General features: G+C 41.8%; 23 protein-coding genes and 1 other annotated feature (1 of these 24 running past the window's edge). Of the genes, 5 read left to right on the forward strand and 18 right to left on the reverse strand.

The window, feature by feature from the left end:
• Positions 1-115: 115 nt before the first annotated feature.
• Together ACRPI0_RS09120 and ACRPI0_RS09125 are read right to left on the reverse strand one after the other, a co-directional pair.
• Positions 116-3,196 (reverse strand): DNA polymerase III subunit alpha, encoded by a 3,081-nt coding sequence (locus ACRPI0_RS09120; RefSeq protein WP_432352217.1) that lies wholly within the window; start codon positions 3,194-3,196, stop codon positions 116-118.
• Between the two features lie 18 nt (positions 3,197-3,214).
• Positions 3,215-4,156 carry a DHH family phosphoesterase gene (locus ACRPI0_RS09125; protein ID WP_432352219.1) on the reverse strand — a complete coding sequence of 314 codons (942 nt, stop codon included), beginning with the start codon at positions 4,154-4,156 and terminating at the stop codon, positions 3,215-3,217.
• Between the two features lie 97 nt (positions 4,157-4,253).
• Between ACRPI0_RS09125 and ACRPI0_RS09130 the strand changes: the two genes are divergently transcribed.
• Positions 4,254-4,574, forward strand: a complete 321-nt coding sequence (locus ACRPI0_RS09130; protein WP_432352221.1) for a YtpI family protein — start codon at positions 4,254-4,256, stop codon at positions 4,572-4,574.
• A gap of 22 nt (positions 4,575-4,596) precedes the next feature.
• Here ACRPI0_RS09130 and ACRPI0_RS09135 read toward each other — a convergent pair whose 3' ends face one another.
• Complete coding sequence (locus ACRPI0_RS09135) at positions 4,597-5,904, reverse strand: DRTGG domain-containing protein (protein ID WP_432352223.1); 1,308 nt, start codon at positions 5,902-5,904, stop codon at positions 4,597-4,599.
• 100 nt (positions 5,905-6,004) lie between these two features.
• Positions 6,005-6,685, reverse strand: coding sequence for a metal-dependent hydrolase (locus ACRPI0_RS09140; RefSeq protein ID WP_432355919.1), 681 nt, complete (start codon positions 6,683-6,685; stop codon positions 6,005-6,007).
• 108 nt (positions 6,686-6,793) lie between these two features.
• On the opposite strand from ACRPI0_RS09140, the gene ACRPI0_RS09145 reads away from it, so the two are divergent.
• Positions 6,794-7,888 carry a M24 family metallopeptidase gene (locus tag ACRPI0_RS09145; RefSeq protein WP_432352225.1) on the forward strand — a complete coding sequence of 365 codons (1,095 nt, stop codon included), beginning with the start codon at positions 6,794-6,796 and terminating at the stop codon, positions 7,886-7,888.
• A 57-nt stretch (positions 7,889-7,945) separates the two neighbouring features.
• On the opposite strand, the gene ald is transcribed toward ACRPI0_RS09145, so the two are convergent.
• Entirely contained in the window at positions 7,946-9,064 is a 1,119-nt protein-coding gene (ald, locus tag ACRPI0_RS09150; RefSeq protein ID WP_432352227.1) for an alanine dehydrogenase, read from the reverse strand.
• A gap of 216 nt (positions 9,065-9,280) precedes the next feature.
• Here ald and ACRPI0_RS09155 point away from each other — a divergent pair, with 216 nt between their 5' ends.
• The gene (locus ACRPI0_RS09155) at positions 9,281-9,730 is read left to right on the forward strand and encodes a universal stress protein (RefSeq protein ID WP_432352229.1); all 450 of its coding nucleotides are present in this window, start codon (positions 9,281-9,283) and stop codon (positions 9,728-9,730) included.
• A 39-nt stretch (positions 9,731-9,769) separates the two neighbouring features.
• Here ACRPI0_RS09155 and ACRPI0_RS09160 read toward each other — a convergent pair whose 3' ends face one another.
• The 10 genes from ACRPI0_RS09160 to ezrA all read right to left on the reverse strand — a co-directional run bounded on the left by ACRPI0_RS09160 (position 9,770) and on the right by ezrA (position 20,262).
• Entirely contained in the window at positions 9,770-10,690 is a 921-nt protein-coding gene (locus tag ACRPI0_RS09160; RefSeq protein ID WP_432352231.1) for a class I SAM-dependent methyltransferase, read from the reverse strand.
• A gap of 108 nt (positions 10,691-10,798) precedes the next feature.
• On the reverse strand, positions 10,799-11,305 hold the full coding sequence (gene tpx, locus ACRPI0_RS09165) for a thiol peroxidase (RefSeq protein WP_432352232.1): 507 nt from the start codon (positions 11,303-11,305) through the stop codon (positions 10,799-10,801).
• 32 nt (positions 11,306-11,337) lie between these two features.
• The gene (locus ACRPI0_RS09170; protein ID WP_432352234.1) at positions 11,338-11,934 is read right to left on the reverse strand and encodes an RDD family protein; all 597 of its coding nucleotides are present in this window, start codon (positions 11,932-11,934) and stop codon (positions 11,338-11,340) included.
• A gap of 17 nt (positions 11,935-11,951) precedes the next feature.
• Positions 11,952-12,962 carry a signal peptide peptidase SppA gene (gene sppA / locus ACRPI0_RS09175; RefSeq protein WP_432352236.1) on the reverse strand — a complete coding sequence of 337 codons (1,011 nt, stop codon included), beginning with the start codon at positions 12,960-12,962 and terminating at the stop codon, positions 11,952-11,954.
• A 64-nt stretch (positions 12,963-13,026) separates the two neighbouring features.
• Positions 13,027-13,965, reverse strand: coding sequence for an EamA family transporter RarD (rarD, locus tag ACRPI0_RS09180; protein WP_432352238.1), 939 nt, complete (start codon positions 13,963-13,965; stop codon positions 13,027-13,029).
• A gap of 128 nt (positions 13,966-14,093) precedes the next feature.
• Positions 14,094-15,665 (reverse strand): acyl-CoA synthetase MbcS, encoded by a 1,572-nt coding sequence (mbcS, locus tag ACRPI0_RS09185; RefSeq protein WP_432352240.1) that lies wholly within the window; start codon positions 15,663-15,665, stop codon positions 14,094-14,096.
• Between the two features lie 141 nt (positions 15,666-15,806).
• A complete protein-coding gene (locus ACRPI0_RS09190; RefSeq protein WP_432352241.1) occupies positions 15,807-16,016 on the reverse strand; it encodes a small, acid-soluble spore protein, alpha/beta type in 210 nt (69 codons plus the stop codon).
• 136 nt (positions 16,017-16,152) lie between these two features.
• Complete coding sequence (gene thiI / locus ACRPI0_RS09195) at positions 16,153-17,355, reverse strand: tRNA uracil 4-sulfurtransferase ThiI (RefSeq protein WP_432352243.1); 1,203 nt, start codon at positions 17,353-17,355, stop codon at positions 16,153-16,155.
• Positions 17,342-18,487 (reverse strand): cysteine desulfurase family protein, encoded by a 1,146-nt coding sequence (locus ACRPI0_RS09200; RefSeq protein ID WP_432352245.1) that lies wholly within the window; start codon positions 18,485-18,487, stop codon positions 17,342-17,344. Before ACRPI0_RS09200 ends, thiI begins: the two co-directional genes overlap by 14 nt.
• Before the next feature lie 77 nt (positions 18,488-18,564).
• The gene (ezrA, locus tag ACRPI0_RS09205) at positions 18,565-20,262 is read right to left on the reverse strand and encodes a septation ring formation regulator EzrA (RefSeq protein WP_432352247.1); all 1,698 of its coding nucleotides are present in this window, start codon (positions 20,260-20,262) and stop codon (positions 18,565-18,567) included.
• Between the two features lie 201 nt (positions 20,263-20,463).
• Between ezrA and ACRPI0_RS09210 the strand changes: the two genes are divergently transcribed.
• The gene (locus ACRPI0_RS09210) at positions 20,464-20,943 is read left to right on the forward strand and encodes a GAF domain-containing protein (protein WP_432352249.1); all 480 of its coding nucleotides are present in this window, start codon (positions 20,464-20,466) and stop codon (positions 20,941-20,943) included.
• Between the two features lie 63 nt (positions 20,944-21,006).
• On the opposite strand, the gene ACRPI0_RS09215 is transcribed toward ACRPI0_RS09210, so the two are convergent.
• Positions 21,007-22,218, reverse strand: a complete 1,212-nt coding sequence (locus ACRPI0_RS09215) for an aminotransferase class I/II-fold pyridoxal phosphate-dependent enzyme (RefSeq protein ID WP_432352250.1) — start codon at positions 22,216-22,218, stop codon at positions 21,007-21,009.
• A gap of 94 nt (positions 22,219-22,312) precedes the next feature.
• Entirely contained in the window at positions 22,313-24,169 is a 1,857-nt protein-coding gene (locus ACRPI0_RS09220) for a GGDEF domain-containing protein (protein ID WP_432352252.1), read from the reverse strand.
• A 365-nt stretch (positions 24,170-24,534) separates the two neighbouring features.
• On the opposite strand from ACRPI0_RS09220, the gene rpsD reads away from it, so the two are divergent.
• Positions 24,535-25,137 (forward strand): 30S ribosomal protein S4, encoded by a 603-nt coding sequence (rpsD, locus tag ACRPI0_RS09225; RefSeq protein WP_432352254.1) that lies wholly within the window; start codon positions 24,535-24,537, stop codon positions 25,135-25,137.
• A gap of 355 nt (positions 25,138-25,492) precedes the next feature.
• Here the strand turns inward: rpsD and tyrS are convergent, their stop codons facing one another.
• On the reverse strand, positions 25,493-26,758 hold the full coding sequence (gene tyrS / locus ACRPI0_RS09230) for a tyrosine--tRNA ligase (RefSeq protein WP_432352256.1): 1,266 nt from the start codon (positions 26,756-26,758) through the stop codon (positions 25,493-25,495).
• 67 nt (positions 26,759-26,825) lie between these two features.
• Positions 26,826-26,941 (reverse strand) — a binding site (T-box leader); it runs 83 nt beyond the window's last position.

Below are 26,941 nucleotides of genomic sequence, written 5' to 3' on the forward strand. Positions count from 1 at the left end.
CATACAAAAAAGAGGGCATTCCGTAAAGTGATATCTGGCAATCTGATTCGAATAACACCGAAACTGGCTATATATATCGACTGTTTTACAACCTTTATGTCCAATGAATAGAAGATTATTCGTGTTTCATCAGTTCTTGCACAACAAGTTGGGGCTGTCCATTTCTAACTTCCACAGTTCCCTTCAATACTAACAATGCCTGATCCTTTAACTCACTACTAGCAATAGAATAAGGCTTTGGAAATAACGTACATGAAATCTCGCCAGTCTCGTCTTGTAATTCGAGAAAAGCCATGGCTTCTCCTTTTTTTGTACGAATACGTTTTATATCTATGAGCATGCCGGCAAGTGTTACATTCGTTCTTACCGTTCGTTCAAGTGCATCGGCAATCGTACTGACAGGAATCGACAATGTCTTTTTAAAAGAGGCAATTGGGTGTTCTGACAAATAGAAGCCCAATGTTTCTTTTTCATACTCAAGTCGCTGCATGTCTGTCATAGTCCCACCTGGGCTGTATTTAGGACTCGCCATCCCTTTCATCATTCCAGCAAACAAATCTTGTCCCTCTGTCGGTCGCACATACAAAGCATGCTTTCGAGCCGCATCGATTGTCGCAAGCAACACCTCACGCTTCTGACCGAATTCATCCAAAGTACCAGACTTCACAAGTGGTGGAATTGTTTTTTCGCTGAAATTTTCTGCTCCAACTGCAACAGATAGGTCAAATAACGTTTTTACAGACGGGTGTTGCTCGCGCGATTGTTTTAGAACTGTATAAAAAGAATAGCTGATACCTTTTACAGCACTTAAACCGAGACGAATGGAGCCATCATCAGTCGTTGCAGACCATTTGCTCTTCGTGATTGACGGACCTAAAATAGAAATGCCTTTCGATCGAATTTCCCGCATAAATTCCGAAGTTTTCTCAGGGGAACCTGCTAACACAGACAAACAGCCTGCATAGAAGTATTCCGGTTTGTTCGCTTTTAAGTAAGCAAGTTGGTATGAAATCAACGAATAGGCCACCGCATGGCTTTTCGGGAATCCATAATCCGCGAACTTTACAATGAGCTCATAAATATCCCCTGCGATATGAGCCGGGAATCCGTTCCGTTCGGCACTCTCTGTAAAGTGGACTCGCTCTTGCATGAGTATATCTCGCTTCTTTTTACTAATAGCTCGCCTTAACAAATCAGCTTCTCCCATTGTGAAGCCGGCAATTTGCACGGCAATTTGCATGATTTGTTCTTGATAAACAATGATGCCATATGTCTCTTTCAAAATCGGTTCAAGCGCTGGGTGCATGTAGGCAATCGGTGCCTTCCCCTTTTTCCGCTTACTATATAACGGGATATTCTCCATAGGTCCCGGACGATATAAGGCATTGATGGCGTATATATCTCCAAATGTATCTGGAGCAATCTCACGTAATGCCTTTCGCATTCCCGGTGACTCAAATTGAAAGATCCCTAGCATGTCCCCTTGCCTGAATAACTCAAATGTCCGTTCGTCTTGAAGAGGAATCGCATCTAACTCAAAATTCTCTTCAGTCTCGTAGCGAATCATTTTACGAATTCTGTCGAGTAACGTGAGATTCCGTAAACCTAGGAAGTCCATTTTCAACAGTCCCGCTTCTTCAGCGTCATTCATCGCCCATTGTGTTAAGTAAATCGAGTCTCCCCCACTTTGTAACGGTACCGTTTCGACTAGTGGTATTGGCGATAAAATAACACCTGCAGCATGAGTGGAAGCATTTCTAGGTAATCCTTCTAAAGCAAGTGATGCTGTGTACCACTTAGCATGGACTTCATCACTTTCAATCCAATTTTGCAACGTAGGTGATTGACCGACCTTCTCTTGTAACGTATTTCCGGGTGCTTCCGTTAACAACTTTGATATACGAGTAAGTTCCTCGCTGCTGAATCCGAAAACTCTTGCCGTGTTGCGCGCCACGGATTTTGCAGTTAGGGTGCCGAAAGTAATAATTTGAGCGACATGTGCTTTCCCATACTTTTCAGCAACGTACTCAACGACTTCCATTCGTCGCGTATCTGCAAAATCGACATCGATATCTGGCATGGTCACTCTACTAATATTTAAAAAGCGCTCAAAGATTAGTCCGTATTTCAATGGATCCACTGCAGTGATTCCGAGTGAATACGCAACGAGGGACCCAGCAGAGGATCCACGTCCAGGTCCGACTTCAATATCTTGCTGCCTTGCATACATGATGAAATCTTGCACGATCAGAAAGTAATCAGCATAACCCATTTCTCCTATGACGTGGAGTTCATAGCGAAGGCGTTCTTCGTAAGACGGTGACAACGTACCAAGCCTGTGTTGTAACCCAATCCGGCAATTCTGTTCCAGCACTTGTGCAACAGTCTCATGCGCTCCGACAGGGAATTTCGGCATGAGTAACTGTTTTTCAGGTAGTTGTACGTTACAAGAAAGAAGCATCTCTACAGAATATTCGAGCCACTGTTCTTTCCCAGCAAACCATTCCTCCAACTGATGTTGTTCGGGTACATACGAGTTTGTATGTATATTTTGCGGTCGCTCTGGGTCATTCAGTTTGTATCCATCTCGTATTGCTTGTGCAGTTTCATAACTAAACGAATCCTCAGGGTCGATGAACCTAGCTTCACTACATGCCAAAATAGAGAGATTCGCTGTATTAGCCAGTTGTTCAATCATCTCTTCCTCCGGGTGAAGAACCCCTTGCGGACGAGCTATTCCTATATATATTTGCGGCGTAGAACAAAGCGCGGTTACATGGCGAAGGGTTTCTTCAGTTCGGATAGTATTCCACGAGGGATCCGTGAGCGGGAAAACAACGGTGCAATTTGCCGTATACGATTTCAACCATTTTTCAGGCAAAGTACTAGGTTCTTTAGTCGCAGCCGCACTGCTAACTTTCATTAATTGACGAAAACCTTGTTCATTGTTTGCATAGATATAACATAACGGTGTCTCTCCAGTTGTGAGTTCAATTTTCACCGACAAACCAATTACTGGATGTATTCCGTACTTCATCATCACTTTCCAGAACGAACGGACTCCTGACAACGTCGAGTTCACGATTGCAACGGAAACAGCCCCTCTTCTTTGCAGAAGAGGAGCCAAGCGATCTAGTTTTATAATGCCGTTCAGTAGGTCGGCTCCCGTTATGATTTGCGGATAAACAAGCTTCATTGTCTATCCCTCCATTCACTAGTTACGCGCACATAATTGTTGTACTTTCTCAATGACTTCATCGGCTTCTTCCCACGACTTCACAGACGCCCCTGCAGCAAGCGGGTGTCCACCTCCAGCATATTCAGCTGCCAATTCGTTGATGACGACACCTTTAGATCGCAATCGAACACGAATCTGGTCGCTTTCTTCTACAAAAATCAGCCACGCACGGATACCTTTAACATCGCCTAGTGAGCTAACGAGCGAAGACGTTTCTTCAGCCTTCACATTAAACTGTTCAAGGATTTCTTGCGTTAGCTTGATGTAGGCAGCACCATTCTCATCAATCGTGAAGTTCTGGTACACATATCCTTGCAAATGCAATAAGTTCCGTTCCACTTCGTACATGCCCGCAAAAATCTGCTGACGGTCAAAATTGTATTTGATCAATTCACTCGCGACTTCAAATGTTTTACCGGTCGCACTTGGGTACATGAAGCGTCCTGTATCTCCAACAATACCAGCGAACAACAAACGAGCGGACTCATCAGGAAGCGTCCATCCTTTGTATGCGTTTCCTTCTGCATATAACCCGAAAATCATTTCAGAACACGAACTTGCATCAGTATCTACCCATAATACATCACCATAAGGATCCACATTTGGATGGTGGTCAATCTTAACGATGAAACTTCCTTTTTTATAAACCTGTCCATCTACCCGTTCTGTATTGGCAGTATCGGTGACAATCACTAACGCACCATCATAAAGCTCATCAGGGATGACGTCTTGTTTTGCTAGAAACGCTAGCTGTCCATCGTCACTGCCAGTTGCATAGACTTTCTTATCTGGATAGTTCGCTTCAATTAGTTTCTTCAAGCCTACTTGAGACCCAAATGCGTCTGGATCTGGTCGTACATGTCTATGAATGATGATTGTTGAATAGCGTTCAATTGTGTCAATGATTTGTCTTTTCAATTTCTAATTCCCCCATTATATAAAGAATTGCATTCGCAATTGGTTTGTAAAGCCGCTACAATAGAACTGATGCTGAATTCTTTTGGAGGGCTATGTTGTGAAGACTTTAAATTTTGTACTTGTATTCCTGATTGTTGCGTCGGCAGTATTTTACTTTTACTTTAAAACTCGTCAATTCCGCACAAGTCAGGTATTCCCAATCCGCAAAAAGATGTTTGCTTCTAAAGCTGGAATGTTTTTAGGTACTCTACTTATTGCTTTCGGGTTAAATCAGCTATTGTTATTCAATGGCACTGTAACGTACGTAATTTCAGGCGTTTTCATCCTACTTGGTGGGTACGTAGCCATTTTTAATGGAAAAGCTATGAGATATTATAACCAATTCGTTCAAGAAGAAACCGAATTGAACAAGCGCTGATGCTACTTGCATCAGCGTTTTTTTAACGTTCTAATAGCTGATAGGTTACGAGTGCTTTTCCGATCATTTCGCCTTCTGAATACAACGCTATGTCCATTTTAACTACACGTCGACTCATGTGTAAAATCTCAGGTTCAACGGTAACTTGACTTCCAAGCTGCACATGCCGCATAAAGTAAATAGTGAGGTTTTCAGGTACACTCTCGCCTCGCTTAAACAGCTTGATAGCACGATTTCCTGTTTCAGCAAGCAACGTTGTCAACGCTCCGTAAGACAGAGAACCAAGCTGATTAGTCATTTGTGGAATCACTTCAAACGTAACATTCTGTGGATTCTCTGTGTCTGCGTGCATTTGGTTTTTCACGATATCATCAATAGTTTGACCTTGCTGTGGTTGTCTTTGGGCCAATTGAAAAGCTTTTAATACGTCTTGTCGGCTAATGACTCCATCCAGTTGCCCAGATTCTGTCACAACCGGTAGTAAGTCAATACCTTCCCATACCATGCTGTGCCCCGCTGACGCGACACTCATCTTTCTAGTTGCCGTAATCGGAGAAGTGGTCATCACTTTACCAAGTGGTTCAGACTCTTGTTTGCCGACTACATCTTTAGAAGTGACCATCCCTACTACTTTTCCATTCTTCTCAATCACTGGAAAAGCTGAGTGAGAGGTTTCGCGGCTCATCTCATTAAATTGTCCCACTGTATCTTGAATCGACAATGAAATCGTAGCAGAAAGAGGATGTTGAATATCTTCAACGAGTAGAATCTCTTTTTCAATCATCTGGTCAGAAATTGCACGATTTAGCATCGTAGCCACTGTAAACGAATCGTAGCTAGTTGTTATGATTGGTAGATCATTTGAATTCGCAAGTTCTTTTACTTCATCTGTCGTATCAAAACCACCTGTTACTAGCACCGCAGCACCTGCACTAATTGCTAAGTGATGCGCTCGTTGACGATTCCCAACGATTAGAAGGCTACCTGCGTCAATATACCGACGCATGTCATCTAATTGCATGGCGCCTATGACAAACTTTGTCAATGTTTTATGTAAGCCCCCGCTACCTCCGAGAACTCCACCATCTACAATATTCACGACTTCGGCATAAGTCAGACGTTCTATATTATCTTTTTTCTTTTTCTCTATACGGACTGTTCCTACACGTTCAATTGTATTCACAAGCTTGTTGTTCTCTGCTTCTTTTATAGCACGATACGCTGTTCCTTCACTGACCGTAAGTGCTCGCGCAATTTGCCGTACTGAAATTTTTTCACCGACAGCAAGTTCTTCAATGTGACGTAATATTTGTTCGTGCTTCGTCGACAATGCATTCACCTTTTTCTATGTATGCCTTGTCTTCAGTTTACCATAAAACAACGAAAAAAGACCGCGCTGGTAGAGAATTATCTCTACTAGCCCGGCTGTGTTAAAGTCGTGTCACTTCGCCCGCCTTCATCACAAGAACTTCATGATCTTTTACTAGCTTTTTGAAATCCTCAGGGTCTTGCACAATAGGTGGAAACGTATTGTAGTGGACAGGTACCGTAAGCTTTGGTGATAATAACTCTACCGCATAAGCAGCATCCTCAGGTCCCATAGTGAAATTGTCTCCAATTGGCAAGAAGGCAAGATCGATTGCATTCCGCTTGCCAATCAATTCCATATCTCCAAATAACGAAGTATCTCCTGCGTGGTAAATCGTCTTACCTTCAGCCATAAATAGAATTCCTGCAGGCATTCCAGTATAGATGAGTTGCTGATCATCCGTTGTATACGATGAGCTATGGAACGCTTTCGTGAATTTCACTGTTCCAAATTCGAACTCATAAGCCCCCCCGATATTCATACCGTGTGTGTTCAGTCCTTGCCAACCTAACCAAACCGCCAATTCGTTCGGTGCAACGACAAGTGCTCCACTTTCTTTAGCGATTTCCACAGTATCTCCAACATGGTCGTTATGTCCATGCGTTAACAAAATGACATCTGGCTTTTCGTTTGCAACGACCAAATCCGTCAATTCATTTCCTGTTATGAATGGGTCAATTAAAATAACGTGTTGCTTTGTTTTAACCTTCACGATCGAATGTCCATGATAAGAAACTTCCATTGGATTCGACACCTCCACTTGTTCTACTATCCTCTTTATCAATTCGTGAAACCCTGTGTATTCCCTCTTTTTTTGTTATGATAGGAATGTGAAAGAGGAGGAATAAATATGACAAAACTTAAAGAGATTCAAACGTTCTTAAAAGACAATGACGTAGAAGCGGCATTCGTGACAACACCTGACAACATTTTTTACGTTTCAGGCTTCAGTAGCGACCCGCACGAGCGGCTTCTTGGTGTTATGATTTTCAAAGACGCAGAGCCTTTCATCGTTTGTCCTCTTATGGAAGTACCTGACGTGAAATCTGCTGGTTGGACTTTCGGCACTGTCGGATATGAAGACACAGACGATGCTTGGGAGTTTGTGCAGGAAGAAGTGAACCGCAAAGTAAGTACACTCAAGTCAATAGCAATCGAGAAGTCCCACTTAACGGTGGAGCGTCTAGAGCGCATGGAAGAACTTTTCCCATCTGTAACATTCTCTCGTTTAGATGAACAACTTAATATGATGCGTAGCCATAAAGATGCATCCGAACTTCAATTATTACGTGAAGCAGCGGAACTCGCAGATTACGCAATAGAAGTGGCTTGTGAAAATATCGCTGAAGGCGTTACGGAATTAGAACTTCAGACGGCAATTGAATTTGCTTTGAAGAAGAAAGGCGTCCAAAAGATGTCGTTCGATACAACCGTTTTGTCCGGTCCAAAAACTGCTTCCCCGCACGGAACACCTGGCGAGCGTAAAATTCAACAAGGTGACTTCGTGTTGATGGACCTTGGCGTTGTTCATAAAGGCTATTGCTCCGATATTACTCGGACAGTCTCGTTCGGTGAACCTTCTGCAGAGCAACGCAGCATCTATGAAGCTGTTCGCCTAGCAAACCAAGCTGCAATCGATTTAGTGAAACCAGGAGTCCGTGCATGCGATTTAGACAAAGCCGCACGTGACGTCATAACTGAAGCGGGATATGGAGAATACTTCACTCACCGGCTCGGACACGGCCTTGGAATCTCAGTTCATGAATTCCCATCGATCCACGGAGCGAATGAGTTCCAGCTCGAAGAAGGCATGGTCTTCACAATTGAGCCAGGCATTTATGATTCAACTGTCACGGGAGTCCGTATAGAAGATGATGTTGTCGTAACTGCGGATGGCATTGAAGTGTTAACGAAGTTCCCGAAAGAACTAAAGATTATTAAGTAAAATAAAAAGCAGAGACGCCATTTCGTTCATTGGCGGTCTCTGCTTTTTTGTATGTTATTATCGGCTCAACAAGGATTGAGCTGAAACGTACTCGATTGCTTGTGCGTCTGCAACTGCTTGATACGTTACAAAGCCTTCCAACGTGTTAACCCCTTTTTGCAAGGCTTCGTTATCCAAGCATGCTTGCTTGTAACCTTTGTTCGCAATTTGTAGTGCATATGGAACCGTAACGTTTGTAAGTGCCATTGTGGACGTACGTGGAACTGCACCTGGCATATTCGCAACCGCGTAATGCACAACTCCGTGTTTTTCATAAGTCGGCTCGTCATGTGTCGTAACACGATCAGAAGTTTCGAAAATACCACCTTGGTCAATCGCAATGTCCACTATAACGGAACCTGGAGACATCGATTTCACCATTTCTTCGCTTACAAGTTTCGGAGCACGAGCGCCTGGAATTAGCACACAGCCGATTACTAAATCCGCGTCTTTCACAGAAGATGCAATGTTAAACGGATTGGAAACGAGCGTTTGAACATCATCTCCGAATAATTCATCCAATTGGCGAAGACGTTCTACAGACAGGTCAAGAACCGTAACTCTCGCGCCCATACCGATTGCAATTCTCGCAGCATTCGTACCGGCTTGTCCTCCTCCAATTACTGTTACATTTCCACGCTGAACGCCAGGTACGCCGGACAAGAGAATTCCCTTTCCGCCTTCCATCTTCTCCAAATATTGAGCGCCGATTTGAGTTGACATACGACCTGCAACTTCACTCATTGGAGCTAGTAATGGTAGCGAACGGTTTGGTAATTGAACAGTCTCATAAGCAATTCCAATAACCTTGTTATCTATCAATGCTTTAGTTAACTCGACTTCAGAAGCCAAGTGTAAATATGTAAACAAAATAAGCCCTTCACGGAAATAACCATACTCTGAAGTAACTGGTTCTTTTACTTTCATGACCATTTCAGAACCCCATGCTTCAGCTGCTGTAGCTACGATAACCGCACCAGCTTCACGGTATTCTTCATCAGTAAAATTAGAACCGATTCCCGCTTGTGTTTCTATGAACACTTCATGTCCAGCTGACTTCAAGTTAAATACTCCGGCCGGTGTCATAGCAACACGGTTTTCGTTGTTTTTAATTTCTTTAGGTACCCCAATACGCATAGTTAAATCCTCCTCAAATATGTGTCCGGCTGTTCAGTAAATACCGTTCAGACCTTTTCACAACAAGTGTAGCAGATAGAGAGGAAGTATGTCGCATATTTTGTACGAATATTTTTTTAAAAATCATGCGAGTTTTGCTCCTTTAGCAGGAATTTGTTAGAGATTTGGCGTATAGTAGCTATAGAAGGATAATATAAACGTAGGAGAGTGATAACGATGTCATTAGTATACAACCAAATCATTGTTGCAGTAGACGGATCAAAAGAATCAGAGTGGGCGTTCAAAAAAGCTGTAGCAATCGCTAATCGAAACGATGCGAACCTGAATCTTGTCAATATCATCGATACTCGTTCATACTCCGCAGTAGAAGCATACGATCGTTCAATTGCTGAGCGTGCTCAGTCATATGCTGTCGATTTACTCGAAGGCTATAAAGAACAAGCTGCTCAAGCCGGCCTAACTCATGTCAATGTAATTGTTGAGTATGGTTCACCAAAAACAATGATTCCTAGAGAAATCCCTAAAAAAATCGAAGCCGACCTTATCATCTGTGGTGCAACTGGTTTAAATCCAGTGGAACGCTTCCTAATTGGTAGTGTCTCTGAAAACATCGTACGTGCAGCAAAATGTGATGTCCTTGTCGTTCGTACTCCTGAAGGAGAATAAGTAAAAAGCGTCTTTCTCATTTGAGAAGGACGCTTTTTCTTATTTCACGTTTTCGTTTGACCAGTCTTCCATTTTGTTAAAGAAAGAAATCATTGCTTGTTTGTCTGTCATATCAGGCACAGTCGCAAGCAAAACATCCGGTGTTGGTCCGTTTTGCTCAGATGGCTTTTGCAACATCAGAATACTTTTAGATTGCGCCACATTTTTGAACAACGTTTGAGGTAACTGCAAAATCCCTCGAATTACCGTATGCTTTTTCAAATACGTATGCAATTCACCCGATTGTGCTGATTCAAAAAGTGCAGAGGGAACTATAAAGATGCCATAACCTTCTGGCTTCAAGTGGTGCATTGTTTGTTCGATGAACAAGTGATGGGCATAGGCATGTCCATCAGCTGGCATCATTTCAAAGTTCAATGCATTTTCGTCGTCCGGGTAATAACCTACCGGTAAATCACATACCGCTAAGTCAACTGGATCTACTAGCAATGGCCGAAGAGCATCTTGGACGTAAATACGAATCGTCTGTTCCATTAGGTCCGCACCCGCAACTATCATTCTTGCGAGTAGTTCATCGATTTCAACAGCAACTGCAGCTGAAGGTACTTCAAGTGTGTTCATGACAGTTAGCAACAAATTTCCTGTGCCAGCTGCAGGGTCAAGCACTTGTACCGATTCTTTATGCGGTAATAGTAAACTAGCAATACGTGCAATTAGCATACCAATTGCGTCAGGAGTCATTTGATGATGCGATTGAACGTTTTGCCGCATCCCCTTCAATATTGCTAATTGCAATCCACGACGGATTTCTTCTTTTGTGGCATTGACCTTTAAGTCTGGACCTGCTGTGCCTTCTGCCCATTTTTTACAAGCGACAATGAGTTGCTCCAAGTAAAGTGACTCATCTGTACTCGCTGCTTCATCTAAATAAGTAAATATTTGTTCTGTATTAGTTTTCATGTGTATCCCTCTTCTTCCTTCTTGGAACTCCATTATAGTTTCATCATCCGCCATGAAAAACCCATCCGATAACTGGATGGGTTTTTACGGATAGCTCGTTTTTGGCAATTATGCCTTTAACTTCTCCACGGCTTCCAATGCTTCTTGGTAGTCAGGATGGTCTGTTACTTCACTCACATACTCTACGTAAGTGATTGTATCATCTTTATCAATGACAAAGATCGAGCGCGCCAATAACCGAAGTTCTTGGATTGTTACGCCATAGGCATCTCCAAATGAGAGGTCTCGATGATCTGACAGAATTTGGATATTTCCAATTTCTTCAACAGAACGATAACGCGCCTGAGCAAACGGAAGGTCAACAGAAATTGTCAATACTTCAACGTCATCTTCAAACTTACCTGCTTCTTCGTTGAACTTATGTGTTTGTTTTGAACAAACGCCAGTATCTACAGACGGAACTACGCTTATTAGGCGGATTTTCCCTTTAGAATCTCCAAGTGAGACGGGCTGTAAATCATTTGAGAGGACTGTGAAATCCGGAGCTTTGTCGCCAACTTGTAATTGCTTACCGACCAATGTAACAGGATTATTCTTGAATGTAATAGGTGTCATTAAGATTCTCCTTTCGATATCCATCTATCTTACTAGATAGACTGTTCGCCTGGCAACTGACGGCTCTCATCAATGCGATGGGAGGAAATTCGTTTCACTTTTTCATATACTTGCTCGTGAATAACTTCAGTATCAGCAAATAAGTCATGAAGCGCTTCGTTACGTGGCATGAAGATCACAAGCAAATAAGGTATTACTAACGTTTTAGATAAATACCGTCCGATCACTTCACGAAACAGTAAGGACGTCCAACTTAGTTGCTCCCCAGATTTCTTTACGACTCGGATCCCCATGATCATTTTCCCTACAGTTTGACTGAAAAACTTCGTCATCAGTAAAAAATACGCAAGGAAAAGCGCAAGCATTATGAGTTTATACGGGCTATAAAGTATAAAGAATGGATCTGAAATCGGATAATCTAACACACGGAAGATTGGTTTCACAAGCAGTCCACTAATAGCGCCTACAACGATAATATCGATGAGGTACGCCCAAAAACGTATCCAAAATCCAGCAGGTTTGTGCATGAACTCACGTGGTTTGTCTAGAATTGTTTCCGGTACAATTTTGTTAGGTAACAGTTCAGTTTCACGTATTTCCGATAATGGTTGTTCCATTTGTTCAGACATATTGCCTACACCTCCCCTTAACGTTCACCATACAAGTACATCATGCGCGGTGCCTGATAGTCAGTCAGAAGCTTTTGGATCAATTCCGATTCCGCATTTTTCTTAAACAATCCAGATACGCTCGTACCGAATAATGAAGTTAAGCTATCTGTTGTACCGTATTCAAATATAGTTGGATTATTAAATTTTTGGTCTGCAATTAATGCATCGATGACATCCGGTAGCTTGCCATAATCGTCAGCAAGACCTGATTCAATCGCTTGTCGGCCATTCATGATTCTTCCATCTGCCACTTTTTTAACGTCTGCAACCGACATATCACGACCATCCGCTACAATTCCAACAAACCGATTATACGAGTCATTAATCATTTCTTGAAGCATATCCCGTTCAGCTTTAGTCATTTCACGATTTGGACTCATAATATCTTTATATGGTCCCGTCTTAATTGTGTTGAAGTCAATTCCGATTTTATCGGCAAGTTCTGCATAATTCAAACTTTCCATAATGACACCAATTGAACCTGTAATTGTTTCAGGATGAACAAAAATCTTTTCAGCTGGTGCTGAAATATAATAACCACCTGAAGCAGCCATCGATCCCATCGATACATAGATTGGAATATTACGGTTTTCCTGAATTGCAATGATTTCGTCATAAATGTCAGAGGACTCCAATACGCCACCACCAGGTGAATCTACATGTAAGACAATTCCTTTAACTGTCTGGTCTTCTTGAACATCTGCTAGCTGTTCTAAGAAGCTCTGATGATTGTATCCTGCTGCAGCAAATGGTGAAGCGGGACCTGTATCTTGAATCACTCCGCTTACATCTAGCACTGCAATCCGTTCGTTCGGATCTCCTTGAGTTAATACCGTTTCTTCATAAGTAGCTCCATTCATTGAAAAGCTATCTTCAAATAGTGTGTTGAAATCTCTAGTGAATATGAACGAGAGCGAGTTCACACCGATTGAAACAATCACCAATGCTGCTGCCGAAATTAGTGCAATCCATCGTTTCGTTGACATCTCAAATTCCTCCTTAAGGTCATACATGGTATACGTATCACCACTGATAATGTTTCATCCATTTTTACACTTGGTGAGAGTGACCTTGTTTCTCCAAGCGTATCATCATTCGCTTGTTTCTCACATAACGGACTATTTCTGGCACTGTAAATACCAATAATGCCACCCAGATGAATGCAAAACTGAGCCATTCAAACTTGCCAAATGATTCCCCATACATCACAACTCCAATAATTAACATCATTGTTGGAGCGATGTATTGAAGAAATCCCGTGACGTAAAGTGGAATCGATGTGACCCCTTTAGCAAAGAACACCAAAGGTATAGCTGTTGCAATTCCAGTTAAAATGAGTAAAACTACGGTCATTGGATCTGTGTCCACTATAACAGCATCGCCCGTTGAAAAAATCCATCCATATGCAATAAGCGCAACAGGTACTGTAAAGGCCGTTTCGATAGCGAGTCCCCTGGTTGCATCCAATTTAATTTGTTTTTTAATTAAGCCATATAAAGCAAAAGTAAACGCTAATACAAATGAAATCCACGGGAATACCCCATAATGGAACGTCAAGATTGTAACACCGACTGCAGCGAGTACAAAAGCGAACTTCTGATTTCGATTCAATGCTTCTTTTAAGAATATGATTCCTAATAAAACAGAAACTAACGGATTAATGTAATAACCAAGACTAGCTTGCACGATAAAGTCGTGATTCACCGCCCAAATGTACGTACCCCAATTAATGGAGACCAAAAATGCAGCGGCACAGAGACCCCAAAACTGCTTTTGTGTCTTCCAGAGTTCTTTGAAGTCAACGACTAATTTCTTTCCTTGCCCTACCACTATAAGTGCGAGAACCGTCAAAAGGAACGCCCAGATGATTCGATTCACTAAAATTTCCCCACTACTTACATGGTGAAGGGTCTTCCAGTAAATCGGCATGAAGCCCCAGAGTACATATGCAGCAAATACCCATAGAGCTCCTTGTTGTTGTGTTTGCACGTGACTTCCCCCTTAATCGCCAGCATTTAGCTGCACGAAATATCTCTCAATTATAAGGGGGCACGTTAGTAAGGTAAAGTCTTTAGCAAAGAAAAGGACTGGGACAAATAGAATCCCAGTCCTTTTCTTCACTCAATTTCTTGTTTACGTAGTTGGGCCCGCATGATTTTACCGGAAGCGGTCTTCGGCAATTCATCAACAAATTCGATCTTTCTTGGATATTTGTAAGGAGCGGTTTTCTGTTTTACATGCTCTTGCAACTCTTTCACAAGACCATCCTCATCTTGTCTGGACGGATCCCGTAGGACGATAAAAGCTTTGACGACCATTCCTCTTACTTCGTCGGGACTGCCTACTACCGCACACTCCCGAACTGCAGGATGATTAGTGAGGGCATCCTCCACTTCAAATGGTCCAATTGTATAGCCAGAACTGATGATGATATCGTCACCACGCCCTTCAAACCAAAAATAGCCATCTTCGTCTTTTTTCGCTCGATCACCTGTAATGTAATACTCACCGCGGAATTGCATCGCAGTTCTCTCAGGATCTTTTAAGTACTCTTTAAATAAGGCTGGCGTATTCACGTGAACTGCAATATCTCCAACTTCCCCGATCTGTGCAACTTCTCCCTCATCGTTTACGATTTCTACATGATTCCCAGGAGTCGGTTTGCCCATAGATCCTGGCCGCGCTTCCATTCCAACCATCGTTCCGACTAACAGCGTGTTTTCAGTCTGGCCGTAGCCGTCTCGCACTTGAAGTGAAAATACTTGGTCAAAACGATCGATGACTTCCTTATTAAGCGGCTCGCCTGCGGACACAGCACTTCTTAAGGAAGAAAGATCATAGCTACCTAAGTCATCTGCTTTTGCCATGAATCGATATTCTGTCGGCGTACAGCACAACACGTTTACTTGGTAGGTTTTGATCATATTCAAATAGGTTTTCACATCAAATTTACCGTTATAAACAAGTCCCGTGGCCCCGCTTCCAAGAACAGCAAGGAACGGTGTCCAAATCCATTTTTGCCATCCCGGTGCAGCCGTCGCCCAAACTGTATCTCCTTCATGAATCCCGAGCCAATTAGCGCCTGTCGTTCTTAAATGTGCATAACCCCATCCATGTGTATGTACTACGCCTTTCGGTTTCCCTGTTGTACCTGACGTATAGGACAAGAACGCCATGTCAGACGCTTGTGTCTGTACAGACTCAAAAGTTGCAGAAGCGGTTTTCATCTCTTCCGTAAGCGAAATACTCCCTTCAACAGGTTTTCCAATTACAAAAAGTGACACGTCTTCAATTCCACGCACGTCAGTTAGTTGGCTTGTAAAGGCATCGTACGCGACAATTGCTTTCGCACCACTATGTGCCAATCTGTATTCAATATCTGAAGCACTTAACATCTCTGAAGAAGGAATGACGGCTATTCCCGCTTTCAACGCACCAATATAAGCAACATATGCTTCAATGAGCCGCGGTACCATTACTAAAAGAATATCGCCTTTCTTCAAGCCGTTCGCCTCGTAAACGGAAGCCACTCGATTAGCATCTTCGATAAGTCGGTCATATGTATATTCTTTACGATTCCCTTCAGAATCGATGTAGATTAATGCTTTCTTATTCGACCCGTTTGCATACTTTTCAATTTCAGATACAATGTTGTAGTTTTCTGGTGCAAGTAGTTCTTCACGATTCATGAAATTTCCTCCCTTTTGACAATGTAATCAGTATACTACTAACATTCCACCAATTCAAAAAGTAGCATCGTTCATGATTGTTATCTCTTTGCACATACTAAAAAAACTGCCCCCAATTTTGGGGACAGTCCAATCAGTTACTTATTTTTGGTAACCGTTCATTTGTTGTTGAGCTTGACGTACTAATCGCTTTGTAATTTCCCCGCCTACGGAACCGTTGGCACGCGATGAAGCGTCTGCTCCAAGCTGAACTCCAAATTCTTGTGCGATCTCGTACTTCATTTGGTCAAGCGCTTGTTGTACACCAGGTACTAGAAGCTGATTTGAATTACCGTTGTTTGAGTTTGTCATGTCGATGTCACCTCCCTTGTAACGATAGAATGTACCGATTCGGCAAATTCATGCACACAAAGGAAATGGTAACTTTTTCATACTGAGACTCAGCGTAATTCAGGTGTTCTGTTTTGCTTCAACATAGTAGGTTATCTTATAGAAGATCGCTGAACTCATCAGTCTTTTCATCCAGTGAACACTCGATAATCGTCCGTTTTTGAATTGCATCAGTGATCATTGGTTCAAAGTCGATGAAGCTTTCATAAAACTCCACTTTTTCTAAACGAGGCTTTGTTTTCGGACTAGACGGTGTGAATACTGTACAACAGTCTTCAAAAGGTTGTATCGATGTTTCGTATGTACCGATTTTCCGAGCAATTTCAATGATTTCTAATTTATCTGTTGCAATGAGTGGTCGTAAAATCGGAGTCGATGTGACTGCATTAATCGCCGTGAAACTTTCAAGCGTCTGACTTGCCACCTGTCCTAAACTCTCACCCGTCACAAGAGCAAGCGCTCCTATTTCTTTTCGCAACTGATCTGCGATGCGTAGCATGATTCTCCGTGTCGATGTGATCGAGACATTTTCAGGTACTTGTTTGACGATAGCTTGTTGGATATCCGTAAATGGGATAACATGCAGTTTCAGTGTCCCGCCATAAGCACTGATTTTGCGACCGAGTTCTACCACTTTCTCTTGTGCTTGTTCACTTGTAAATGGTGGACTCGCGAAGTGGATGGCTTCAAGTGTAACACCACGTTTCATCATCAAATAACCCGCAACCGGACTGTCAATGCCGCCAGATAACATAAGCAATGACTTACCATTCGATCCAACAGGCATTCCACCTGCACCTTTATAAACTTTTGAAGATAAGAACGAGCCATTTGCTCGAATATCGATGTGCAATAGAATATCGGGTTTTTTCACGTTCACCGTCAGATTAGAATAAGCTCTTAAAACGGTGCCACCGATTTCTTTTTGTAATTCCCCCGTCACTAATGGGAAGGATTTATCTGTTCTTCGCACTTCCACTTTGAACGTTTTACCTTCCGTATCTTCTGTCTCAAAGATCGCAAGCGCTGTTTTCTGGATAGCTTCCACTGTAGACTCACACTCAGCAATCGGACTGAAAGATTGGATTCCAGCTACATCTGTAAGACGCTCGATTGCTTGTACCAACTCTTCACTTGTTGCGTATAAAAACATTCGATCCCGTTCTGCTTTTAGCTTGATTGACTTCAAATCCTGAAGTTCCAACCGAATATTTGTAGATAGTTTCTGTATAAATTGTTTACGGTTACGCCCTTTAAGTGACATTTCCCCGTAACGTATAAGAAGTTCATTCCAAATCATGTTGTTTCAACCCTTTCTTGATCGTCTTTAGAAATTCGTTCATCGTTTGCGAAAGCATTTGAATGTCTTGTTCGGTATTCATCCGACCGAAACTGATTCGAATCACACCTTTACTGAAATCATCAGGCACATGAATTGCTTGTATGACATGACTGACTTTGTTGGCTTTTGAAGAACATGCACTTGAGGTAGATATCATAATATCGTGTTTTTGAAAGAAATTAACAGCCACTTCACCAGTAATCCCTTTAAAAGCAAGTGTTAAAATATGAGGTGCACCAGTTTCAGGTGATAAAACTCGAACGAGCTTTTCACCTTTTACACAATCCCTTAACTCCTTGTTCCATCGTTCATATGTGGAAGTACTATTTTCAGCCATAGAGATTCTAACGGCTTTTGCAAAAGCAGCAGCTCCCGCGACATTTGCTGTTCCGCTTCGATATCCATGCTCCTGTCCACCGCCATAGGAAATCGCTTGTGGTTCTTTAAACTTTTTCGTCACTAAGCAACCAGTTCCTTTTAATCCGTGGATTTTATGTGCGGAACACGTGACAGCATCCACCCATTTTGGAAAGGGTAATTCAAGTTTCCCTAAACTTTGGACACAATCGGAGTGGAATATTGCGCGTGAAAATTCGCGAATCACTCTCGAACATGCTTCGATCGGCTGAATGGTACCGATTTCGTTGTTAATATGCATGATGCTTACTAAGATTGTATCTTTACGTATAAGTTTTCGTAATTCCTCAGGGTCTACTTTCCCATTTTCATTAACCGTTAAAAAATCGACTTCAAATCCGTCTTCTCTCAAATACAGACAGGCATTGCGAATTGAATCATGTTCGATTTCTGTAGTAATGATGTGATTCCCACGATGTTTAAGACTATTTGCATAGCCTATTATTGATAAATTATTTGCTTCCGTACCTCCAGAAGTGAACGTGACAGTACTCTCTGGGTCAGAACACAATGTCGCGACTTGCTTCCTTGCAGACTCTAGAAGTTGGTCTGCTTTGTTGCCTGCTTGGTGCAAGGAAGCAGGATTTGCATAATACATAAGACTTGCTTGGGTAAATGTCTGAAGCACTTCCTGTTCAGGAATGGTCGTTGCACTATTATCAAAATAAATCATTATGAACTCTTCCTTTCATGCAACATAAGCGGCACAAAGCCACCTGCACTCAATGTGCGGGTGGCTGAAGGTAACACTTACTGTGCATGCTCTTGTAGGTATTCTTCAATTCGTTTCATCGCACCGGGTTCCGCTTCTTCGACTGCTGTCGCCGCTTCCTCCAGTGCTTTTGCGTAACGGAATTGTCTAAATGCCATTTCAGCTTCCAATAATCGGGCGTGCATTGCGGGATGAGACGCGCGATAACGGTTGCCATATTGAATGATTTGTTCTGTGAGTAACGCATTCTCTAGCATCTCATCAATTTTAGTAACTACCACATTAACTTCTTTTTCAGCGTTTTGAATGTAATCTTCAACAAGTGCCATGTTTAATGGAACTTCCTCTAATCCATTCTGGACGATAAATAGTTGTTCATCCGCTTCTTCCAATCGAACTTCAATATCATCAGGTATACCTGGTATATTAGCTTTTTGGAGCTTTCGTTCAACGTTTTGTAACGTTCTCGCAAGAACTTCAAGACGTCGTCTCACCGTAATTTCATCCGTCCGCAAGCTTTTTATGCGTTCTTGGAATGCACTTGTTTCCAAGTGAATGCGTTCAAGCGTTTCAGACACTGCGCGCAAGTCATGTGCAAGACCTGAATAAGCAGATTCTCCATTCTCACCCTGGATCGTTAGTAAATCGAATCGTTTCATCGCGTCATTAAGCTCCACTAAGAAAGCTTTTGGAATAGCCGATTCCTTTTCATCGAGACGATAACTTTGTTGCACAAATAGTGCTTCATCTGCAGTTTCTTTTGCAAATGTTTTAACTGCCACTAATTGGTTCGCTATTTCCATATAATTCTGTTCCATATATACGCGTTCTTTCACTTCTTCTTCTAAAGAATCATAGTACGAGTCGAACGCATCTTCAATTTCCGCAAGTCGGAGTTGAACTGGCTCCACGTCGAGAATCTCTACTTTTGCAAGAAGTTCTTCAGCCTCTCGTTCAATACTCAATAAAGAAGCTTTTAAATTTAAGTGATCTAAGTAGTAACCATCTTGCACCATCTCGTCTACGCCATTACGTAATTCACGAATTGTTGACGGCATCTTGCTTTGCAACTCACTAAGTACTGAAGGAATTTCCTGAATAAGTGGGAATAAATTGTTCGCTTTTGCAGCTACCGCAATTACATTTTCCCTTGCTTGTAAGTAATTCCCGTTATCCGTTAACTCATCATACTCTTCAAATGCCGGTTGGAAGTATTCGAGCTCTTTTTCCAATGCCGGAACCGTTCTGCCGTAAGAATGCTGATGAGCTAAAACAGATTTCCGTGCTATCCGGTAATCTTCTTTTAGTGAATCCATCTCAACTCTATTTTTCTCTTCACTGCCGATCAGTTCGTTCAATTCTTTTAAGATTGAATTTTTACGTTCCTCACACACATTCAGTTGTTGCTCAATTTCTTTTTCAATTCCCGTCGCTTTCTTATAACGGAACCGGTCGACCATTTCTTCAGTATCAAATAAAGAAGAATCAATTCTTGGGACAAGCACATCGATCACTTCCGTCCATTCGTTGCGCCACCGTTCAAATTTTTCCTCTGTTTGCCCCGTCATATTCAGTTGTTTGACTTTCGTCATTTCCTCAAATATCGGTTCATGCTGGATATGCAATTTTTGATGTTCCAGTTTACTGATTTCCTGGATATGCTTTCGTCTCAATAAAAATATTGCAACAGCCAGCACAATTACTATGATGATTGGAATGATGAAGTAGTTCACCATTGTCCATCCCCCTATTCCGCAACGACTCTACAATTGATAATACCTTATATAGTAACATGTTTAAAGAAATTTCGTGTTGAAAAAGGGCGAATTTCCGTCGAAAAGTTGTTTACTTGTATGAAACGGCTCGAAAATTGTATGATTCCCTTAGATATCCTACACACTATTAGGAACTAAAGATATGGAAAAGAGGATGCTTTTATGTTTATGGGGATTGAATACTCGAAGGATTCCGAAGAAAGTTACCGCCAGCTTGCTGACCAACTCCAACTTTTGCTCAATGGCGAAAAAAATCGTATCGCTAATTTAAGCAATGCGTCTGCACTACTGAGCAATTTCCTAGAACGTACTAACTGGACAGGATTTTACCTTCTGGAAGACAACGAACTTGTACTTGGGCCATTCCAAGGGCTTCCCGCATGTATTCGAATTCCTATAGGAAGAGGCGTATGTGGAACAGCTGCCAAAAATAGGGAGACACTCGTCGTTGAAGATGTGAATGCATTTGAAGGTCACATCGCATGCGACTCTGCTTCTCAGTCCGAAATCGTCATCCCTCTCGTCAAGAACGATGAACTAATTGGAGTACTAGACGTAGATAGTCCAGAAATCGGTCGATTTTCTGAAGCAGATCGTAAAGGTATGGAACAATTTGTAGAAGTTCTTTTGCGTCATCTGTAATAGTTTTTTATTATAAAAAGCAGCTAAGGTTTCTATACCTAGCTGCTTTTTTGTTTTATGAAATTAGCTAGACAACGCTTCTTCTTCGTTAGCAACTTTTTCGAATGCTTGATTTAAGTCGGCAATGAGATCATCTGCATGTTCAAGACCCGCCGATAATCGTAGAAGTCCATCACTGATCCCCATTTTTTCACGATCATCTGCCGGAACTCCTGAATGAGTCATAGTCGTCGGATGTTGGATCAGTGTTTCTGCGTCTCCCAAACTCACCGCGATTTTGATAAGACCCAAATGATTCATAAATGCTTGCGCCATAGGTTGGCCGCCTTTAATTGTAAACGATACGAGTCCGCCTCCAGCACTCATTTGATTTTTAGCAATCTCCACTTGTGGATTGGCATCGTCGAACGGATAAAATATTTCTTCTACCATATCCTGTGTCTTTAAAAAATCCGTAAGTTTTGTCGCATTCTCAGTATGTCTGTGCATTCGAACTGCTAATGTTTTAAGTCCGCGAATAAGCAACCAAGCGTCAAATGGAGACATGATTCCGCCGTAATCTTTTTGCACAGTACCTCGAATTTCTTCGATTTCATCTTTATCTTTTCCAACAAGTAATCCAGCAATCACATCGCCGTGGCCATTAATATATTTCGTTGCACTGTGCAAGACAAAGTCCGCTCCAAAATCTATTGGATTTTGTAAATACGGGGATGCAAATGTGTTATCAACAACAATTTTCAGTTGATGTCTTTTGGCGACTGCAGCAACCGCTCGTAAGTCTGCTAATTCCATTGTTGGATTAACAGGAGATTCAATATATATACATACGGTTTCAGGTTTCACAGCAGCTTCAATTTCCTCTTCAGTACCGAGTGAAGTTAGTGTATGAGTGATGTTATATTTTCGCTCCATAATACCAAGTAGACCAAATGTACAGCCATAAATTCCTCTTGAGCCTATAATGTGATCCCCAGATTTCGTTAAATGCGTTAGAATCGCACTAACGGCTGCCATTCCAGAGCCAAATGCGAGGCTACCTGCCCCTTTCTCCAACTCTGTCATACGTTCTTCCAATACGTGCACTGTCGGATTTCCTAGTCGAGAATAGATGCCGCCTTCTTCTTCGCCTGCAAATCTCCGTTCTCCTTGCTCCGCAGACTCAAAAGCGTATGTGGAAGTTTGGTACAAAGGTACCGCTAAACTTCCGTGATGCGAGTTACTATCATAACCTGTGTGCACTGTCGCTGTATCTTTATGAAGTTTCTCATTCATCCTTCTTCAACCACCTTTCACCTCTACAAGTAAACGCTTACACCTATTGTATGCTTACCATTCAGAAAATTCAAATCGAATCGGTACTCACACGTCACTCTGCAAGTACTGACTCGCTAACGACAATCCGATTTTTCCCTCCAGATTTCGCAGCGTAGAGTGCTTCATCTGTGTTTTGAAACAATTGTTGATAGGTTTCATGGTTAGCAGAAGGTTCCCAGACACTTACGCCGATTGAGACAGTTACAGATGGTTCTGTTGTTTCTGGTAGCTCAACTAATAGCCGTTCAGCAAGATGCATTCCTTTTACTAATGTTGCGCCAGGTAAGTAAATAGCAAATTTTTCTCCACCCCAACGTCCTGCTATATCATCACCCGAAATAGATGATTGAAGAAGTCGAGCGGTCTGCTGTAGAACCTGATCGCCGACAATATGACCAAACTGATCGTTCACTTGTTTGAAATCATCTACATCCAATAGAAGGAAAGCACCACCGGCTCCTTTTTTGAAAGCTGAAGACATATGTCTATCCAGGTAACCTCTAGCAAACAAACCGGTCATATGATCTTTATTTGCCAGATTTTGCAACTTTTCTCGAAGTGCAGAATTCGAAAAAGCAAGTGAGGAATGGCTAATAATAGCTTTTACTAATTTATAATCTTCAAAAGTGAAATGATACTTTTCCGTATGCATAAGAAGCGTGTACCCAGCAATTCTTTCTGATAAGATGACAGGTGCGATAATTAGTGACCGGTAAGGTGAGAATCCATCAATTTCGTTACCATCCAAATCCACAATGAAAACAGCTTCGTTTTCTTTTCGCACTTGACGTTCAGCGTAATCCAAGTATCTTCTCCCAGCATCCGTTAAAAAGTACTTTGTTGTATCTTTTGATATAACTGATTGTCCGTTCTCACTGAAATACACGAATGCAATTTCTTCCGGCTCAAACGTGTCTACGATTCTTTCGTTAAGGTAGTAAATGATCTCTTCAAAAGTGAGTCGTTCTGTCAGTTTTTTAGAAACTTCATTCACTAATTGCAGTTCATCAATTAAACGATGGGATTGGTCATACAGACTCGAGTTCTCAATGGCATGTCCAGCACTCTCTGAAATATTACGGACAAATTCCTTTTCTGTAGAAGTGAAAACATAGTTACACGGAGCAGACAGCTGAAGAATTCCATATGTGCCTTGCATACCTTTCACAGGAGCACTTAAAATTTCCAAGTTATTTCTGGCATCCCTTCCAACCTTCAATTCTCCAGAAAGAAATGCAGCTGTCGTGGAAGGAAGTTCATTTGAGTAGTCAAAAAGCCGGTAAACATTCGAGTTATCTAATTGCTCTTGAGAAAGTATGAGCTCCACTCGTACCGAATTTAGATTTGTCACTACTGTTGAAACTAGTCTTTCGTGTATCACTTTGGTTTCCATGGTTGAGTTGAATTCTTTCGTAGCTTCTAATAAGCTCTGGTAATTTTTCGAATGCGTATGAAGAGATGCTGAATTATTGATTGTCTCAATCAGTTCACCGAGCAAGACTTGAAAGTTTTTGAAATGGTCAGATTCCGTAAAGCGATTCCAGACTTCTGTAGACTTCACTAGGATCATTGCAATCGGTTCTCTCTTTTCATTGCGAATCATTAACGTGTCGTCTGCAAAGTCAGTCGACTCTTCATCTTCTAGCGATGAATCTTTCCTCATTGGATAAGTTAATTTTCCAAAGACACCTACGAATGCTTCGCTACTGAGTTTCTTATCTGTGGCGGCTGGATAGAACTGATTATCTTCATATAGAAAGAACTCAATTTTGGTGATTCTGAAGTGCTGTTCGAATATTTCTTCCAGTTGGCTAATGAAATCAGTGTTTTCAAGGTTCTGCATCACATTCATCATGACATCGAGTAAATTACTTTTTATCGATTCGTACAGCTGCTCGCTTGTTTTCATATCGTCACCCTTTATAATTCAATAGGAATTCATATTATCTACAACCATTTTATAGTATGTGAAATGATAATGCAACTTTGTAACTAGTTCAAAATATCTACTCACAGCAGCTGAACATTTCAAAGAAGGATGTCTCCTTTCGAAATCACTTGACATTGCCCTTTATTATTGTTATGATAATCGTTGTGTAAAATAATTGCAGCAGTTGTGTGTTCTTTATTGCTCAGTCTGTTCCTCATTATCGAGGTGTATCCTGTAACCCTTGGCTGCAGAGGTGAAGATACATGAAAACAGAATGACCTAGAGATTGAACGCATCTGGTCTTATTTTACAACAAAATAAAACCAACAGAGGAGGAGTCATTCATGGCTCGTTATACAGGTCCATCTTGGAAACAATCTCGTCGTCTTGGTATCTCACTAAGCGGCACTGGTAAAGAAATCGAAAAGCGTCCTTACGCTCCGGGTCAACATGGTCCGAACCAACGTAAGAAACTTTCTGAATACGGTCTTCAACAACAAGAAAAACAAAAACTTCGCTTTATGTACGGTGTGAATGAGCGTCAGTTCCGCACATTGTTCAACAAAGCTGGTAAAATGCAAGGAATCCACGGTGAGAACTTCATGATTCTTCTTGAAACTCGCTTGGACAACATCGTTTACCGTCTTGGTCTTGCTCGCACACGTCGTGCTTCTCGCCAGCTTGTAAACCACGGTCACATCCTTGTTGACGGTAAGCGCGTAGATATCCCATCTTACAGCGTAAAGCCTGGTCAAGAGATTTCTCTTCGTGAAAAATCACAAAACCTTGATATCGTTAACGAATCAATCGAAATCAATAGCTACGTACCTGAATTCGTATCGTTCAATGCTGACACTAAAGTCGGTTCATTCGTACGTCTTCCTGAGCGCAGCGAACTTGCTGCTGAAATCAACGAAGCTCTTATCGTTGAATTCTACTCACGTTAATAATGATTTCAAATCCCTTCCGGATTTTCCGGAAGGGATTTTTGTTTTGTCCAGATGGATAGCGTTAAGTTTAATGATGTTTTTGGGTTATGAGCGGTTTTCTGAGGTTTATGATCACTTTTCTAATCTTATGAGCGGTTTTCTAGATTTATGATCACTTTCCCATGTCTATGAGCGATTTTCTACATTTATGATCACATACTCAAGTTTATGAGCGATTCCCCGTATTTCTGAGCACTTCCCATGTTTATGAGCACGCCCCAATCCTAGTGCTCACTCCCCGCCTATACTCATCATTCTCAACAAAAAAACAGAGAGAAGGAGTTACTCTCCTTCTCTCTGCGACCAATTTAACTTACTTGAATAGGATCATTGTATACTTCTTCTTACCTCTACGTACAATTGTGAACGCGTCTTCCAAACGGTTTTCTGCGTTAACAACGTGTGCAGTATCAGTAACTTTGTCGCCATTCAACGAGATTGCTCCGTTTGTTACATCCTCACGCGACTGTCGTTTCGACGGGGAAATTTTAGCTTCTACTAGTAGGTCGACGATATTGTGATCGGCTTTTTCCATTTCAAATGTAGGAACATCCTTAAAAGCATCCTTCATTTCAGAAGTAGTCAATTTCTTCAAATCACCACTGAATAGTGCAGCTGAAATTCGGATGGCTTGTTCCAACGAATCTTGACCGTGTATGAGACGCGTCATTTCTTCAGCAAGCGTTTTCTGTGCTTTCCGTAAATGAGGCTCATCCGCAACTGAGCATTCAAGTTCCTCAATTTCTGAGCGATCTAGGAAAGTGAAAATTTTCAAGTAGTGAACAACATCGGCATCTGCTGCATTGATCCAGAATTGGTAGAACTCATATGGAGATGTCTTTTTAGCATCTAACCATACAGCGCCACCTGCAGTTTTGCCGAACTTCGTGCCATCAGATTTCGTGACAAGTGGAATGGTAATTCCGAAAGCTTTTGTTTCTTCCTCATGCGTTTTGCGGATAATTTCAAGCCCAGTCGTAATGTTGCCCCACTGATCTGAACCTCCAATTTGTACGCGGCAGCCGTAATGATTGTATAAGTGATTGAAATCGATTCCTTGGATAAGCATGTAGGTAAATTCAGTAAACGATAGACCTGTTTCTAAGCGAGACGCTACGTTTTCTTTTCCTAACATGTAATTCACATTCAATAGTTTTCCGTAGTCACGCAAGAAACCGATGGCACTCATCGGCCCCATCCAATCTTTGTTGTTAACAAGACGTGCGCCGTTTTCATCTGCGAAATCGAATAGGCGTTCAAGTTGAACTTTCAAACACTTTACGTTTTCATCTACTTGCGCTTCAGTTTGAAGTTGGCGTTCGTCGGCACGGAATGAAGGATCCCCAATCATACCCGTTGCACCTCCGATTAGTAGAATCGGGCGATGTCCATGAAGTTGGAATCGACGAAGTGTAAGTAATGGCACAATATGTCCGATATGCATGCTATCTGCTGTCGGATCGACACCGCAATAAAGTGATACTTTTTGTTCATCTAGAAGCTTTTCCATTCCCTTTTCATCGGTTTGTTGGTAAAGCAGGCCTCTCCATTTTAAATCTTCTAATAAAGTTGTTGTCATATAACTTCCTCCTTCGATTTTCGTCTCACAAACACAAAAAATCCCCACACGATCTCAAATAAGATCATGCAGGGACGCTAATTGTAAAAGTAAGCGCGGTACCACCCAGCTTGAGACAAAAGTCTCCGCTTTATAAGCAATAACGCCGCTATCCGCGCAACACTCCAAAGCTGTAATTCGTAA

The sequence above is a fragment of the Sporosarcina sp. A2 genome, from assembly GCF_050858885.1.
Lineage (GTDB): Bacteria > Bacillota > Bacilli > Bacillales_A > Planococcaceae > Sporosarcina.